Consider the following 15051-nt stretch of genomic DNA (forward strand, 5'->3'; position numbering starts at 1 on the left):
AATAATATCTAGTGTAAGAAACTGGGGCAGATATTATCTACCCTGCCAAGCTTATTTACTATCAAAATTCAGAGGTATAGCCTCCCAGTATCAATTATGAATGCTGGATTTTCTTCTAAATCCGTTACCATAAACAACCACCTCTGCACCCCCATTCACTACTGTCGGGCTAACAATTTTTACGCCTATGACTCCATCGTAGCCAGCATTTTTAGCCTTTTGCTCTAATTCTTTCAAAGCAATATCCACAGCATCTTGGATCATCTTCTCATAATGCTTCATGCGTCCACCTAACATATCTTTAACATTTGATTGAATGTCCTTGATAACATTAGCTGAGTTGACAATAACAACAGTCAACAATTCACCAACCTCGATTTCCGGTTCTTGTAGATGATCTAGACTAATCAGCATTTGATTCACTCAATAATTTTTACGGCTTCTTGATTTTCATCAGTTGACGGTAAATCCAAATACCTGCTGCTGCAAGTAAGCAAATCAGCACAACGATGGGTACGGCAATGAAAAGTAGAGTTGTTGGAATACCAAACTTATCCGCTATTAAGCGCCAGGAAATAGTACCAGAAAGCACCTTTAAAGTTCCATCAACCAGTAACGAAAATGAATTCTTTTCTGATTCCCAAAACTGAATCGCAGTAGTAATCTTACGACTCTGAACAATGTGAGCCATAACATTAGCGTTTCTAACGATTGGAGGATAATCATTTATCAGAAACATGACAAGTTGATTTTTCTCTAACTGTGTTAGATCCCCTAAATATCCAGCTAACCGTTGAAAATCTTCTGATGACAACTGCTTAGACAGTCCTACTAAATTCGGTTTGGATAGCGATAGTAGCTGACGAATAGAACCAATATCAAGCAGGGAGAGCTTAGATATGGTCAAGGGATCTTTAAGATCTAAAAGTTCTATTAAGAGTTGACGATCTAGATCTTGAGGAGATAGCTGCTTATATAACTCTAAATTTACTACATCCTCAATATATTTACCTGCTAGATCCATCCAGGCAACTAATGAGGATAAATCGTGAGTGGTTTCAAGAATTTTATAGCTAATTTCTGGCAAGGATAATACACGCTCGAACGTCCCATCCTTAATGGATGCGATCAATTGGCTACGCCCCATATTGTTTAAGGCGATACCGACTAATAAAGATATCCTTGATAAATCAGATAAATCAAATTCTTTTTTAGACAAAATTGCTTTGAACTCAGGTAGTTCCTTAGCTAAGCTCAGTGTTTCTCGATAATCTTTTTGGAAGTCTAACCACACAGCATAGAGTTCATTGGAAATTTCTCGTGAAAGTTGGGAAGTCTCACTACCAATTTCTTGCTCGATTGTTTTCGCTATCTCGGTCTGAATATCTTGCTTAATCTCTGGTTTTTTCAGATTTCTCTGAATCTCTGGCAATGCTCCCTCGAAACTTTGGACAAAATCACCAGCAATCAAGACAACACCCACAAAGTGACCAATACCAGGGATCACGCCAATTGCAAAACGACCCAAAAGCCTTTCTCCTACTTGCTGAAAAACCCTATTTACAATAGTGCCAACAACTTTCTTTCTGATTCTTGCTGTGATAGCGGCAACCAACACAACACTAGTTCCTGCGAATGCAAATTTATGCTTATTAATATACTGAACGGTATCTGGTTTCAAAGAAGTGATCACAGCAGGATCTGGTATAGTGGGTGGAAATTTGCCGAAAGTGGTGACAAAAGTTTGTGAATATTGGCTACCAATAAACTTCTGGAGACAATCCATTGCATAAGATGAGGATTGAGCAGCAACTACTTCTAGTTTATCTGCAAGGTCTTCAGCCATATTTTCAGATAGCTGATTCAGCCCATTCTTCAAAGAGGATGAATTGAACGCAAGCTGAGTAACTTCATTAGCCAATTCTTCTGCTTTATTGGGCAACCAACTACTCTGAAATCGATTAACCAAGCCAGCATCATTCTTGACCGTCAATCCTGCCTTATCGATCTCAGAGTCAATAACTGAGTCAAGCTTTAATGTCTGCCATTGCTGATTAACAGCCTTTCCAAAGTCAACGTTAGGTTGATCGTTCAGAAATTTTTGGATAGTGTCGTTTAGCTCACGACGTAATTGTGCTTCATTAATTTCTTCACACTGAGGAAGAAGATAGTCTGCCTGCTCAGGGAGTGGTGCTGCATAAGCAATCGAATTATTTAGCATGAAGCAAAACATCAAAAAGAGCAAAAGTACTCTTTTCATAAAACCTGAGATAGCTGAGAAATGCATAGCTAGTATCTCTATATCTAGTAATTAGTGCTAAAAAATTGTTTCCACTCAATGAAACCCTGGATTCATCAAGGTGACGAAGTGAAAAATCTGCATCAAGTTGCCGCCTCTAGCTGCTTTACTAGATGACCAATGGATAATGCTGTAAAAACTATCATGCACCCCAGAAAAGATAGTAAGCCCAGCCACACGTTTACTGCGAGCAGGATGGTTGAAATAGCCAGGATAACCAAGACTCCAACTACATTAGCCAGCAAAGACTCAATACCAACTCTAACCCTTACCCGTGTGAGCAGCCACTGGACTAATCCAATTGAAATCCCCATTGACAACATCCCCCAAATTCCAGCGGTGCCGCTTTCATACTGGTTACCTAAAAATCCAAGCATTCCAAATAGGCTTATTGCTCCAACAACAACCGTCGCAAGCAGCCATTGAATCCAGAAACCCAAACCAAATTTAATTTTTGCCTTCAGTGTATAAATGTTTTGAAGGAGTTCTTCATTCGGAGAAGATTGAATGGCGGCTTCACAGGTCTGCAACGCTTCGTCATGGCGACGTAGCTTGAAGTAGCACCAAGCAGATAAGTATAAAGAACGAGCTTTTTCGTCTGGGGCTTTCTGAGTTAATTGCTGAAGTAGAGGTAAAGCTTTCTCATAATTTCCTTGATCAAGGAAACTGGATACAGATTGCCAAAGTTGTTGGCGTTCTAAGTTTGCCTGTTCTTGTTTCCAAACTTGATACTGATCGTATGCAGGCTTCACTGTCTTGTAGAAATCAAACGCCTTAATCGCTAGTTCTAACGGATTACCAGAGTACATGGTGCTTCTCCCAATATTTTCGACAGATAGCTACATAGCAGGATTCCCAAAATGTAACATCCCAAAATAGATGAGTAGGTGGAATTTTTCCGTATACGATGCCGTTTGAGGTGCATGGCTGTTAGCGATCGCTCATCTTTTTCAGCGTCGCTTCTGTGATCTTTTTGCCCGTTTCTCCCGCCGCACTTTCCACAAACTTGGTGAATGCCAGCGTTGCAATCGCTGTGGCTGTTAACGTAATCGGATCTGCCATCGGTGCTACCTCAAACTGCTTGCTTTCGTTGTAGCCTATCTTTGATGAATCCCTTACAGTGAGCAGCAATTTGGTAGAAATGGCTCAAACCATTCGCCCTTTTCCCGCTTTCGCCATTCGACTCTCTTCACCTTTCGCCCCTAGCCCCTAGTCTCTATAGAGTTATACTTGAGTTCCAACGCCTACTGTATTTCTACTCAAATTTTTATTCAAAATGCAGCCCACCGACCCGAATAAGTTTACTGACAAAGCATGGGAAGCGATCGTTCAAGCACAGGATGTGGTTCGCCGCTACAAGCATCAACAGCTTGAAGTGGAACACTTGATGGTTGCCCTGCTAGAACAAAAAGATGGGCTGGCGGCAAAGGTGTTAAGCAAAGCGGGAGCCGAAACCCCGCGTTTGTTCCAGCAGATCGATGATTTCACCAAGCGACAGCCCAAGGTGGCAAGCAGTGAACAACTATATTTAGGGCGCAATTTGGATGTGCTGCTCGATCGCGCCGAAGAAGCCCGCATCAAGTTTCAGGATGAGTTCATCTCCGTGGAACATATGCTGATGGGGTTTGTGGTCGATCCGCGATTAGGGATGCGATTGATGCGAACCTACGAGCTTGATCCCAAAAAGCTAGAGGTGGTTATTAAAGAGATACGCGGTAGCCAAAAGGTGGTGGATCAAAACCCTGAATCTCGCTATGGAGCGCTGGAAAAGTATGGGCGCGACCTGACAGAGCAGGCAAAAGCCGGCAAGATCGATCCAGTGATTGGGCGCGATGAAGAGATTCGCCGCGTGGTGCAGGTGTTGTCTCGTCGGACAAAAAATAATCCGGTGCTAATTGGGGAACCAGGGGTGGGCAAAACCGCGATCGCCGAAGGATTGGCGCAACGGATCATCAATGGCGATGTGCCGGAATCGCTAAAAAACCGCAAGCTGATTGCGCTGGATATGGGTTCATTGATTGCCGGAGCTAAATATCGCGGGGATTTTGAAGATCGGCTGCGATCGGTTCTCAAAGAAGTGATGAACTCCGACGGGCAAATTGTTCTATTCATCGACGAACTGCATACCGTCATCGGCACGGGTTCCACTCAGGGTGCCATGGATGCAGGGAATCTGCTGAAACCGATGCTGGCACGGGGCGAACTCCGCTGCATTGGTGCAACGACGATCGATGAATACCGCAAATATATTGAAAAAGATGCTGCTCTAGAGCGCAGGTTTCAGCAAGTGTTGGTGAATGAACCCAGCGTGGAAGACACCATTTCTATCCTGCGCGGCTTGAAGGAGCGCTATGAAGTCCACCACGGGGTCAAGATTACTGACTCTTCCCTGGTTGCCGCTGCCACTCTGTCATCGCGCTACATTGCCGATCGCTTTTTGCCTGATAAGGCGATCGACCTGGTAGACGAAGCCGCCGCCAAGCTGAAAATGGAGATTACCTCCAAACCTGTGGAACTGGAAACCATCGATCGCCGCTTGATGCAGCTAGAAATGGAGAAGCTCTCTCTGGAAGGCGAAGGGAAACTGGGCATGTTAGCGTCTACTCGCGCCTCTAAAGAGCGACTGGATCGAATTGAGCAAGAAATTGTCGATCTGCAAGTGAAGCAAGAAGTCCTTAGCAGCCAGTGGCAGGGCGAAAAGCATGTCCTGGAAGAAATCAAAAAGCTCAAAGAAGAAGAAGACAAACTGCGGGTGCAAATTGAGCAGGCAGAACGCGCCTATGACCTGAATATTGCTGCCCAACTGAAATACGGCATGTTGGAAAAAGTGCAGCGCGATCGCGAAGCCCAAGAAGCCAGTCTGCTGGAAATTCAGGCGCGGGGATCGGCTCTCCTCCGAGAGCAAGTCACCGAAGCCGACATTGCCGAAATCGTCGCCCGATGGACGGGGATTCCTGTGAACCGCCTGCTGGAATCGGAACGACAAAAGCTGTTGCAGTTGGAAACCCATTTACATGAACGAGTGATTGGACAAAACGAAGCGGTGGAAGCCGTGTCTGCTGCTATTCGACGCGCCCGTGCAGGCATGAAAGATCTCGGTCGTCCGATCGGTTCCTTCCTATTCATGGGTCCCACTGGCGTAGGCAAAACCGAGCTTGCCCGCGCCCTTGCCGAATTCCTCTTCGACTCCGACGATGCGCTGATCCGGCTGGATATGTCGGAGTATATGGAAAAGAATTCCGTTATGCGAATAGTTGGGTCACCTCCAGGCTATGTCGATTCGGAAAGGGGCGGACAACTGACTGAAGCCGTTCGTCGCAAACCCTATTCGGTCGTGTTGTTAGATGAGATTGAGAAAGCTCATCCAGACGTGTTTAATATATTTTTGCAAATGTTAGATGATGGTCGGATTACCGACGGACTGGGGCGTACAGCAGACTTTCGCAACACAGTTATTGTGATGACGAGCAACATTGGCAGCGAGTTTATTTTGGATGTGTCAGGCGATGATGATCGCTATGAAGAAATGCAAAAACGGGTGACGGCTTCCCTGCGAAAGCATTTCCGCCCAGAATTTCTCAATCGGATTGATGACTTGATCATCTTCCATGCGTTGGGTCGCGGCGAACTCAGCCAGATTGTGGGATTGCAAATCCTCAAAATTCAGGCGATGCTATCCGACCAAAAACTGAAGCTAGACATTACCCCCGCCGCCCAAGACCACATTGCCGCCGCCGGATACGACCCGACCTATGGCGCACGTCCCCTCAAACGCGCCATTCAGCGCGAACTACAGAACCCGATCGCCACCAAAATTTTGGAAAACACCTTTGCAGAAGGCGACACGATCATGATTGATGTCGCAGATGGAAAGCTAACTTTTAACCAAAAACCCGCGATCGCCAAGGGCGAATTTTCGGTGATTAGCTAATCTATAGGTTGAACCGAGCCAAACTCAGTCACAGGTCGATTAGATGAGCCTTCGTAATGAGCAAAGTGGTATTCACAGTCCTGTTTCAATCAGCGCCAATCGTCTAGTACGAAAACATCTGATCGGTTGTAACCAGGCTCATTTGGCTTGTGCATGATGACACCGATGATTTCAGTGCGAAACTGTCGAGCCAGCATTCTGGTATAAGCTGCATCACGGCTAGTATTCACTCCAGCAACGAGCCGCAACATATTTTGAGTCGCCCCATAGGCTTCACACTGATCAAGTAACTGCTCAAACTGTTCTCCGGCTTGTAGTCCTGGGCGTACGGCTCCAAACTTGATGTAACAGACATCGCTGCCGGCTTCGCTGCCTGCACCACAATGACAAATCGCGAATCCTGTTAGACCTGTGTCATCCCCCATCAAAACGGTATCCCCTAGATTCTGAGCATAAACAGCTTCAATCTCACGCGACAAATCTAGCCCTGCATAAATTGCATCTGTGAGTTGAGAACACTCCTTAAGATACTGCGATCGCTGCTGAGGATCGAGTTCAGAGTACTTCATTCCCGGTAAATCTTGCTGAACTGCCTGAATAGGTTTTGTCATGATGAATGTCAGAAAGTTTGGATAGAACCCAAACTTTTGATAAAGCGCATGGTGCTTGGGGCTATTGGGAAAGGTAAATAGCCCAGCGTGTTGCGTTCCCCATTCAGCAAATCGAGCCAACATAGGTTCAATTAGATGTTGAGCAATGCCTTGACCCCAAAAATCTGGATGAATTGTGAGCGGGCCAAACAGACCCACGCTACCCCAAGAAATAGCAATGTTGGAACCGACCAGTTTCCCATCCATCTCCGCCGCAAACGCAGATGTCGGATCAGTTTGCCATCGGGGGCGAATATAGTGGGCATCACCGCCAAAGTCGGTGGGTTGAGGCAATCCAATAAAAGTGCCAAAGGCAAGCCGAAAGATATGTTCAGCCGCCGTTAGCTCATGTTCTTGAAGGAGACGAATCGAGAGGGGCATTGAGTGGCGCTCTCCGTTACCAGTGTGAAAAGTCTAGCAATAGATTCTAGCTGTTTTAGTTTTTGTGCCAAATTCGCGATCCTGGATTAGCCTTGTAAAGCAGATTTTTGATCCTCCTGATTTGTGCCATGACTTCTAGCGGTTCTAACGATGTGCATGTTATTGGGCAGTTTTCATCGAACCAATCATCTTTGGCGCAGGGGCTGAGTCAGCGATCGCGCCTTGGTTGCCGTGCTGTTGTCATCAGTATTACGGCAGGATTGGTCGCTGCGGCATTGCCGCCTCAGTCTGCCCAAGCCCAAAACACGCCCTACTGCCAGCAAACAGCCGCCGCGATCGCCCAGAAAGCCAAGCTGCGTGTGGAAGCGGTGAAAGGTAACGCAGACGCTCAGAAAAAATATAAAGCATTGCTGGTGCAACAGGGCGATCGCCTGCGAACTTGCCGCACCCAGACCTGGCCTCAAAATCAAGCAATCTGGATTCGGCTCTATGCGTGTGATACCAAACCCGGCGCACTTGAAGCAGTCCTCGATCGCATTGTAGATCGTGGCTACAACCAGGTTTATGTCGAGGCATTTTACACGGGTCGGGCGCTGCTGCCCGTCAACCAAAATGCCACTCCTTGGCTATCTACCTTGGCGGGTTCTGGTGCCGACAATGTTGATTTATTAGCACAAGCGATTCAAAAAGGACGAGCGCGCGGGCTGAAAGTGTATGCCTGGATGTTTGGTCTGAATTTTGGCGCAAACTATCTGCGCCGCTTTGATCGCCAGCAAACCTTAGCAAAAAATGGGTTAGGGCAAACGAGCTTAACCGCCCATGTGATGCCGGGACTCAGCACCGAGTTAGGAAAACTCAATCCAGATGAAGTGTTTGTTGATCCCTACAGTCCTCAAGCCCGACAGGATTATTCGTCGCTAATTTCGGCGATCGCTCAGCGCAAACCCGATGGCATCCTATTCGACTACATCCGATATCCACGCGGCAGTGGCGGTGCTTCAGTCGCTAGCAAAGTCCAAGATTTATGGGTGTATGGTGACGCATCCCAACAGACGCTTTTGCAACGTGCCCAAAATGCCAGCGGCGTGGAGCTACTACGACGTTTTTTGCAATATGGCTTTCTTAAAGCCAATGATTTGAAAGAAACCAATAGCGTTAAAAATCTGACAACTTCCTCCCTGTCAGAACAGCGCCCTACTTGGCAGGGAATTGATAGCTCACGGATTCCTACCACCTTGCCAACTGCGAAACAAGCCACACTATTTCAGGCAGAACTCTGGCGATTAGCGGTTGCCCATGCGGGTCAAGGAGTAATTGATTTTGTCAATGAAGCCACAGGCAATGTCCAAAATCGAGGCATGGCGACTGGAGTGGTGTTTTTTCCTGATGGCAACCTGACGATCGGGCAGGGCTATGATTCGCGGCTGCAACTGTGGGATCGATTTCCAACTACGGCAGAGTGGCACCCCATGGCATATGGGGTCTGTGGCAATACCAGTTGCATCATGCAGCAAATTCAGCGAGTGTTAAGCCGTGCCCCGGCGGGAGTGCAAGTGAAACCAGTACTGGCTGGAGTCTGGCAAAAATCCGTGGGCAACCGTCCACCGTTGGAAAACCAAATGCAGGTGCTTTATCAGATGGCACCGCAACTTAAATCGGTGAGCCATTTTGCCTATTCTTGGCAAGAACCCGGCTCAGACCGCGATCGCAAAGCCTGCACCGTTCGCCCTTAAAGCGTGCGATCGCCCTTAAGCAAACAGACAGCGATCGCTTGCTCACGTCGAACACTTGGAAAATGATCTACAGCCAGGACTTTTGAGACCGAGATCGCACCAATGACACTCACCTTACTACCGCGATAAAAGGGTTTGAAGTCGTAAGCTCGTGCTCCAGACCTTGCACGGGCATGCGTTCGCATCAGTCCCAGCAAAACTCCCATCTCATCAAGAAACACTAAGTCCTTGAGGTCTACCCCCTTGACTTGGGTCCAATACTCCGCTCTTAAGCGTTGTACGCGTTCGCTCGTCGCTTGGTGGGCGCGGAGTGTTTTTTTTGGCGTGGTAAATCTAGTCGCTGGAATGTCCGACACATGGTGCTTTGGCTTACCCATAGTCCAGTCGCATCAAACAATAACTCACAGTATTCTGCCAAGGTCGCATCGGTCTGTTGCTCGAAGATCGCCATCAACTGATCTTGATGCTCCATCACCGCACTCACCGACCCACCCTGCTTGCGTGGCACCACATGACCTTCTGTCCGCTTCTGAGTGACCCACCGCTCGACACAGTTTTTGCTGACACAGAAGCGCTGCGCTACTTTTCTGAAAGAGCTATCTCCTTAAAAATTCATCGAGTGGATCACCCGCTTCGAGATAGTCGAGTAACGTTTTCACTGGCACACGAGTTCCAACAAAAACAGGGATTCCTCCCAAGATGTCAGGATCACTATGAATAACACGCCCTACGGTTGTCATATCAGCTACCCAATAGCAGGAGTCCCTTTGATCTTAGCCTACAACTCCTGCTCAAAATGCCTATCGGAAGCGATCGCCTCAATACCAATTTGAGGGTAGCTCTACAACCTTAGATCGCAAAGCCTGCACCGTCCGTCCTTAAAGCCTGCGATCGCCTTTAAACAAGCAGACAGCGATCGCTCATACGCGAATCATACTACTCATAATGTGTCCACATTCGCAAAATTTTCACCGTATGCTCAGACTCGATTACCTCGTACCCAAGACGATGCTGAATGTTAATTCGCCGTGAATACGCCCCTTCTAGATCTCCCACTAACTTTTCGTAGGGTGGTGGGTTCTGAAATGGATCGGTTTGAACAATGTCAAGTAAAGTTTGCGCTTTATCTCGTAAATTACTAGAAGTCAGCTTTTTGGCATCTTTCTGTGCCTGCTTAGTGTAAACCAAATCCCAACTTACCACTCCAACTCCGGATTGCATTCCTCGATCGATGTTGCCAATCCTTCTCGAATCGATTCTCGCATTCCCGGCACCGAGAGCAGATACAGTGTTTCTTGCACCGATACCCAGTCTGCTTCAGACAACAATACGGCGTTGCTACTCTGCCCTATAATCACAATGGGTTGATGCGATTGGCTGACCGCATCAATCAAACTCTGCAACTGTTGTTCAGCTTCATTAACTGGGATCATCGTGCTCACATTTGCTTAAGTATACCTTCCTAGATACCATCGACGGCTGATTGATACTCTCCTATTGTGCACGATTCATGCAAACCACACTGAAACAAGCAGGCAGTGATCGCAAAGCCTGCACCGTTCGTCCTTAACCTGTAACGAGCCTAACCTAATCTTGCTTGGGCATTAGCCAGTCAGTGGTTTCCAGCACCAGCTTCACTTCTGCGGTGCCCGTATTCACATACTCAATCACCTTAAAAGTGCAGTCATATTCCCAGCCTGTGGCATCGGTGATGACTTTAGCGATCGCCTGCTCCAGTGCCTTTGTGTTCACCTCTTTCAGCTTATTTTCCAGTTCCATAGTTCCCTATTTTGCGCCAGCGCCAATCTTCTCCATCGCCCTGCATTGTAGGCTGTTTTGACCCGTTATTTTTGATCTGCTCCTCTTCCCTAGCCAAAAGCTACTTGGAGTTTCCGTAATGGAAAAGACTGTACTTCTGTAAAAGCACAGGAAGCGGATAACTCTGAGCCATTAGAACCCATCCCAAGATTCTGAACTATCTGATTGCCCTAGGCTCTGTAAAGCCTTTATAAGGCACTTCTAAGTTTCTCAAACCTTTTATAAAGCGTTGCCAACACCTCCGGGTAACACTCAGAACTGGGGATTGAGGTAGTTGATGGCACACGCGACCGCTTATATGGGTTAGTGAACAATCGGCTTCACCGGCACCGCTACTGATCCAACCCAACAAACTGTCGGCAAACTTACTTGGAGAAAAAATGTCCGCACCCACTCTTTCTCGCTCTAATGTCAACCATTTCATTACGGGACCCAGTCTTCCAGCCATACAGAACTCTTCCTGTGAGATCGCCTTCATCGACTCCCGCATAAATGACTTATCTGTTCTAATAGCAGCTTTGAGAACGGGCATTCAAACCTATATTCTGCACCCTGAAGAAGACTGCATTGAGCAAATAGATGCAGTACTCAAGCTCACGGGTACAGTCCATGCGCTTTATTTAATCGGTCACGGCGCACCAGGAATCATGCACTTGGGACGAGGAGAACTGAGTACTGCTACGATCGCCACTCACGCCGCGATCGTGTCTCGGTGGCAAGTGCAGGAAATCCTGCTCTATGGTTGTCAAGTCGGACAAAATCAAAAATTATTAGAATATTTGCATCAACTAACAGGAGCCGGAATCGCTGCCGCCTCTGATGTGCTTGGCAACAGTTCACTTAAAAGCAATTGGTTGTTGGACATTACGGTTGGACAAATTGCAGTTTCTTCGGCATTTCAGGCAACCGCCTTGGCAAGTTACAAGGGCACCTTTGCAGAAGTTTACTTTGATGTCTCTTCAGTCTTTAATGCCGATGTCATTGTCAATCGCACTGGAGGAGCAACGGACTTAACTCAAGACAGCCTTGATAATGTCTATGCTCTAGTTACCCAGTCCTTCGCCGATTATACTTTCCCTCTCAATCCGAATGGGTTACCTGATGACGGACTCTTTGCCGCCAACATCTACCATCCCACAATTGCTCTTCAATACAATAATGCGAACAATGGTAACAACGCCAGGTTAATAGAAACTCCAACTGGTTCTTTCAATTTCGCTGTCACCTTAGATACTTACAGTGAGATTCATATTGCTGCCTTTGCAACACAACAAGCTACTGCCGCAAGCCTTGTGTTTAATTACAGCGATGGCACCACTGAGCTAACCAATTCAGTTCCAATCCCCGACTGGTTCAGTTCAATTGCTCAATCAACGTCGCAATACTATCTGATTGATGGGCTGGATCGGGCTACTCCTGACGCATCTGGCTATCAAGACACAAATAACCCTGCTGTATTTGGGTTTCGCTTTGTCAATCCTAATCCCACTAAAACGGTGAGCAGTATCACGGTTGAAAAAACAGACAGCACTGGATATTTAGCATTTCTAGGAGCAACCGGTATCCCTGTTCCCAAGGTCAACCTCTCAGTCAACAGCACCGCAGGCACGGAAGCCAACACCACCGTCATCACCGTCACTGCCACCGCCGCCAGTGCGGTTGTGGGTGACCAGACCCTCAACTTAGGAGTGTCAGGCACCGGCATCACCGCCGACGACTATACCTTGAGCAGTCCCACCATCACCATTCTCAGTGGACAAACCACAGGCACCGCGACCTTCACCGTAGTTAATGATGTCCTGGTTGAAGGCACCGAAACTGCGACCTTGACCCTCAGCAGCCCTTCGACTGGCATTGTCCTGGGTGGCACGACTACTCAAGCGATTGCGATTACCGACAATGATTTTCCTAATGATGCCCCCATTCTGATTGATACTGTCGTTACCCTCAACAGTGTGCGGCTCAACGCCCCCGCTCCCCTCGGTGCCGTCGGCACCAGCATCTCCCAACTCGCCAACCTCACGGGCGGTGGTGGACAAAACAACGTGATTGACCCCGATGCGGGCGCAGTCACTGGCATCGCCATCACTGACACCGACACCAGCCACGGCTCTTGGTTTTATAGCACCAATAATGGCGCAAACTGGACACCCCTTGACCCAGTCTCCGATACCAATGCGCTCCTGCTTGCCGATAACGCCAGCACCCGCCTATACTTCCGTCCCAACACTGGCTACACGGGCACCCTTGACAAGGCAATCGCCTACCGCGCCTGGGATCAAACCAGTGGCACCAATGGGGCAATAGCAGACACCACAACCAACGGCAACTCCACCGCCTTCAGTGTGCAATTTGATACCGCATCGCTGCAAGTCAATCGCACAGATACAACCGACTTTACCAAAGATGGCAAAACTGACATTCTCTGGCGCAACAGTGGCAGTGGGCAGAATCTGGTCTGGGAAATGGATGGCACCACTTACAAAACTGGCACTTTCATCAATAGCATAGCGGCAAATTCAGGGTGGGAGGCTGTCGGAACGGGCGACTTCACCAAAGATGGCAAAACCGACATTCTCTGGCGCAACAGTGGCAGTGGGCAGAATCTGGTCTGGGAAATGGATGGCACCACTCGCACAAAATCTACTTTTATCGATAGCGTGGCGGTGGGTTCAGGATGGGAAGTGGTCGGAACGGGTGACTTTACCAAAGATGGTAAAATCGACATTCTCTGGCGCAATAGTAGCAATGGGCAAAACCTGGTCTGGGAAATGGATGGCACCACTCGCACAAAATCTACTTTTCTCAATAGCGTGGCGGTAGGGTTAGGCTGGGAAGTGGTCGGAACGGGTGACTTTACCAAAGATGGTAAAACCGACATTCTTTGGCGCAATGGTAGCAGTGGGCAAAATCTTGTGTGGGAAATGGATGGCACCACTCGCACAAAATCTACTTTTATTGAGAGTGTGCCGAGTAGCTCAGGGTGGAAGATTGCTGGGGTGGCTGACTTCACCAATGATGGCAATGCGGATGTTCTTTGGCGCAACAGTTTAGATGGCAGCGTGGCAGTGTGGGGCATGAATGGCACTGCACGCAGTAGCTTTGTCAATGTTGGCACTGTGTCGCCTTCAAGCGGTTGGAACGTGGTGTAAAACACTTGCTTGAACGCGATGGGTAGCTAATTGCCCTCATCCTAACCCTTCTTCCCCAAGAGAAGGGTTTTCAGTCATTAAAGTCACACATTGCGCTTGCTTAAGCCTCAGTCGCTATGCGATCGCGTGATCCAAAATCCATTGTCGCAGAATCGGATTTACGACCTCTGGCGATTCATCTTGAGGACAGTGACCCAATCCTTCTAGGGTAATAAACTGCTCAACACAGGCAAACTTGGCAAATTCTCTACCAAGGGCGATCGGTTCCCATGGGTCAGCGCTTCCCCACAAAATCAGAGCCGAACAGGGCAAAATTTCGAGCAAATCTTCGGGCAGTGGTCCTTGAGAGTAGCCTGTAAACGCGAGAAACACATCCGCTGCACCCGGATCTTTGGCAGGAGCCATGAGAATCTCGATTAATTCATCGGTGACGGCTTCTGGATGTGCATAGGCTTGGAGCAAAATCTTACGCACGGTTTGAGGCTGGGCAACTTGCCGAAAAAATGCCCGTCCGATCGCCCGTTTTTTTAGCACCTGCTGCAAAATTGGGGTGCCCATGCGCTTGAACCAAGGTTGGGTAGCACGGCGGCGATCGTGCAGTAGCCGCAAAGAGCAATTGAGCAGCGCCACTGCGCGCACCCAGTCAGGATGATCGACCGCTGTCTGCATGGCGACAATACACCCAATTGAGTTGCCAATCAAAAATGCAGGCTCACCCACCACTTCACAGCAAAAATCGGCAATCTGCTCTCCCCAAGTTTCAAAGGTGTATTCTACCTGTTCGCCAGCTTTGAAGACTCCAGGTGTGGGTTTATCTGATCCACCAAAACCAATTAGGTCGATCGCAAACACCCGTCCGACCGTTGCTAACTCTGGAATATTTTTGCGCCAGTGCCCTAAGGAAGCCCCAAACCCGTGGATTAAAACGATCGCGGGTCCACTGTCGCCTTGAGTTTGGTAACGAATGGAAAATCCTTTCCAATTCCAAACCTGAAATTTATGACTAGAAGATTCGGCATTTGAAACGGCTACAGGGGTGTCAATATTCTTCATTCATTTTTTATTTAGCATCTAGCATCTATCTGAA

15 protein-coding genes are annotated in these 15051 nt (G+C 47.8%); 3 read left to right on the top strand and 12 right to left on the bottom strand.

Features of this window, described 5'->3' with window-relative positions; genetic code table 11:
• Positions 1-90 precede the first annotated feature (90 nt).
• The 4 genes from AC1S5B_RS02125 to AC1S5B_RS02140 form a co-directional block, all read right to left on the bottom strand.
• Positions 91-414, bottom strand: a complete 324-nt coding sequence (locus AC1S5B_RS02125) for a YbjQ family protein (protein WP_482034072.1) — start codon at positions 412-414, stop codon at positions 91-93.
• Positions 415-433: 19 nt separating this feature from the next.
• The gene (locus AC1S5B_RS02130) at positions 434-2287 is read right to left on the bottom strand and encodes a hypothetical protein (RefSeq protein ID WP_482034073.1); all 1854 of its coding nucleotides are present in this window, start codon (positions 2285-2287) and stop codon (positions 434-436) included.
• 95 nt (positions 2288-2382) lie between these two features.
• On the bottom strand, positions 2383-3108 hold the full coding sequence (locus AC1S5B_RS02135; protein WP_482034074.1) for a tetratricopeptide repeat protein: 726 nt from the start codon (positions 3106-3108) through the stop codon (positions 2383-2385).
• 121 nt (positions 3109-3229) lie between these two features.
• On the bottom strand, positions 3230-3361 hold the full coding sequence (locus tag AC1S5B_RS02140; protein ID WP_482034075.1) for a hypothetical protein: 132 nt from the start codon (positions 3359-3361) through the stop codon (positions 3230-3232).
• A 214-nt stretch (positions 3362-3575) separates the two neighbouring features.
• On the opposite strand from AC1S5B_RS02140, the gene clpB reads away from it, so the two are divergent.
• On the top strand, positions 3576-6230 hold the full coding sequence (clpB, locus tag AC1S5B_RS02145) for an ATP-dependent chaperone ClpB (RefSeq protein WP_482034076.1): 2655 nt from the start codon (positions 3576-3578) through the stop codon (positions 6228-6230).
• 89 nt (positions 6231-6319) lie between these two features.
• Here the strand turns inward: clpB and AC1S5B_RS02150 are convergent, their stop codons facing one another.
• Positions 6320-7261: a GNAT family N-acetyltransferase gene (locus AC1S5B_RS02150; RefSeq protein WP_482034077.1), complete on the bottom strand. Its 942-nt coding sequence runs from the start codon at positions 7259-7261 to the stop codon at positions 6320-6322.
• A 128-nt stretch (positions 7262-7389) separates the two neighbouring features.
• Between AC1S5B_RS02150 and AC1S5B_RS02155 the strand changes: the two genes are divergently transcribed.
• On the top strand, positions 7390-8994 hold the full coding sequence (locus AC1S5B_RS02155; protein ID WP_482034078.1) for a family 10 glycosylhydrolase: 1605 nt from the start codon (positions 7390-7392) through the stop codon (positions 8992-8994).
• Here the strand turns inward: AC1S5B_RS02155 and AC1S5B_RS02160 are convergent.
• The 6 genes from AC1S5B_RS02160 to AC1S5B_RS02185 form a co-directional block, all read right to left on the bottom strand.
• Positions 8991-9200 carry a hypothetical protein gene (locus tag AC1S5B_RS02160; RefSeq protein ID WP_482034079.1) on the bottom strand — a complete coding sequence of 70 codons (210 nt, stop codon included), beginning with the start codon at positions 9198-9200 and terminating at the stop codon, positions 8991-8993. The genes AC1S5B_RS02155 and AC1S5B_RS02160 overlap by 4 nt on opposite strands.
• A 62-nt stretch (positions 9201-9262) precedes the next feature.
• Positions 9263-9502 carry a hypothetical protein gene (locus tag AC1S5B_RS02165; RefSeq protein WP_482034080.1) on the bottom strand — a complete coding sequence of 80 codons (240 nt, stop codon included), beginning with the start codon at positions 9500-9502 and terminating at the stop codon, positions 9263-9265.
• Between the two features lie 88 nt (positions 9503-9590).
• Positions 9591-9734 (bottom strand): DUF433 domain-containing protein, encoded by a 144-nt coding sequence (locus tag AC1S5B_RS02170; RefSeq protein WP_482034081.1) that lies wholly within the window; start codon positions 9732-9734, stop codon positions 9591-9593.
• A gap of 196 nt (positions 9735-9930) precedes the next feature.
• The gene (locus AC1S5B_RS02175; RefSeq protein WP_482034082.1) at positions 9931-10215 is read right to left on the bottom strand and encodes a Txe/YoeB family addiction module toxin; all 285 of its coding nucleotides are present in this window, start codon (positions 10213-10215) and stop codon (positions 9931-9933) included.
• Positions 10191-10427 carry a type II toxin-antitoxin system Phd/YefM family antitoxin gene (locus AC1S5B_RS02180; protein WP_482036592.1) on the bottom strand — a complete coding sequence of 79 codons (237 nt, stop codon included), beginning with the start codon at positions 10425-10427 and terminating at the stop codon, positions 10191-10193. The genes AC1S5B_RS02175 and AC1S5B_RS02180 overlap by 25 nt, the downstream gene beginning before the upstream one ends.
• Positions 10428-10581: 154 nt before the next feature.
• Positions 10582-10773 (bottom strand): hypothetical protein, encoded by a 192-nt coding sequence (locus AC1S5B_RS02185; protein ID WP_482034083.1) that lies wholly within the window; start codon positions 10771-10773, stop codon positions 10582-10584.
• 419 nt (positions 10774-11192) lie between these two features.
• Between AC1S5B_RS02185 and AC1S5B_RS02190 the strand changes: the two genes are divergently transcribed.
• The gene (locus AC1S5B_RS02190) at positions 11193-13964 is read left to right on the top strand and encodes a DUF4347 domain-containing protein (RefSeq protein ID WP_482034084.1); all 2772 of its coding nucleotides are present in this window, start codon (positions 11193-11195) and stop codon (positions 13962-13964) included.
• Between the two features lie 114 nt (positions 13965-14078).
• Here AC1S5B_RS02190 and AC1S5B_RS02195 read toward each other — a convergent pair whose 3' ends face one another.
• Positions 14079-15017 (bottom strand): alpha/beta fold hydrolase, encoded by a 939-nt coding sequence (locus tag AC1S5B_RS02195; protein ID WP_482034085.1) that lies wholly within the window; start codon positions 15015-15017, stop codon positions 14079-14081.
• Positions 15018-15051 lie beyond the last annotated feature (34 nt).

It is taken from the genome of Leptolyngbya sp. CALU 1928, assembly GCF_056784215.1.

Bases quoted from the DNA above. Each gene is read 5' to 3' on its own strand.
- AC1S5B_RS02195 (WP_482034085.1), bottom strand. From the start codon at position 15,017: ATGAAGAATATTGACACCCCTGTAGCCGTTTCAAATGCCGAATCTTCT.
- AC1S5B_RS02175 (WP_482034082.1), bottom strand. From the start codon at position 10,215: ATGCAATCCGGAGTTGGAGTGGTAAGTTGGGATTTGGTTTACACTAAG.
- AC1S5B_RS02180 (WP_482036592.1), bottom strand. From the start codon at position 10,427: ATGATCCCAGTTAATGAAGCTGAACAACAGTTGCAGAGTTTGATTGAT.
- AC1S5B_RS02185 (WP_482034083.1), bottom strand. From the start codon at position 10,773: ATGGAACTGGAAAATAAGCTGAAAGAGGTGAACACAAAGGCACTGGAG.
- AC1S5B_RS02130 (WP_482034073.1), bottom strand. From the start codon at position 2,287: ATGCATTTCTCAGCTATCTCAGGTTTTATGAAAAGAGTACTTTTGCTC.
- clpB (WP_482034076.1), top strand. From the start codon at position 3,576: ATGCAGCCCACCGACCCGAATAAGTTTACTGACAAAGCATGGGAAGCG.
- AC1S5B_RS02140 (WP_482034075.1), bottom strand. From the start codon at position 3,361: ATGGCAGATCCGATTACGTTAACAGCCACAGCGATTGCAACGCTGGCA.
- AC1S5B_RS02125 (WP_482034072.1), bottom strand. From the start codon at position 414: ATGCTGATTAGTCTAGATCATCTACAAGAACCGGAAATCGAGGTTGGT.
- AC1S5B_RS02190 (WP_482034084.1), top strand. From the start codon at position 11,193: ATGTCCGCACCCACTCTTTCTCGCTCTAATGTCAACCATTTCATTACG.
- AC1S5B_RS02170 (WP_482034081.1), bottom strand. From the start codon at position 9,734: ATGACAACCGTAGGGCGTGTTATTCATAGTGATCCTGACATCTTGGGA.
- AC1S5B_RS02150 (WP_482034077.1), bottom strand. From the start codon at position 7,261: ATGCCCCTCTCGATTCGTCTCCTTCAAGAACATGAGCTAACGGCGGCT.
- AC1S5B_RS02160 (WP_482034079.1), bottom strand. From the start codon at position 9,200: ATGGGAGTTTTGCTGGGACTGATGCGAACGCATGCCCGTGCAAGGTCT.
- AC1S5B_RS02135 (WP_482034074.1), bottom strand. From the start codon at position 3,108: ATGTACTCTGGTAATCCGTTAGAACTAGCGATTAAGGCGTTTGATTTC.
- AC1S5B_RS02155 (WP_482034078.1), top strand. From the start codon at position 7,390: ATGACTTCTAGCGGTTCTAACGATGTGCATGTTATTGGGCAGTTTTCA.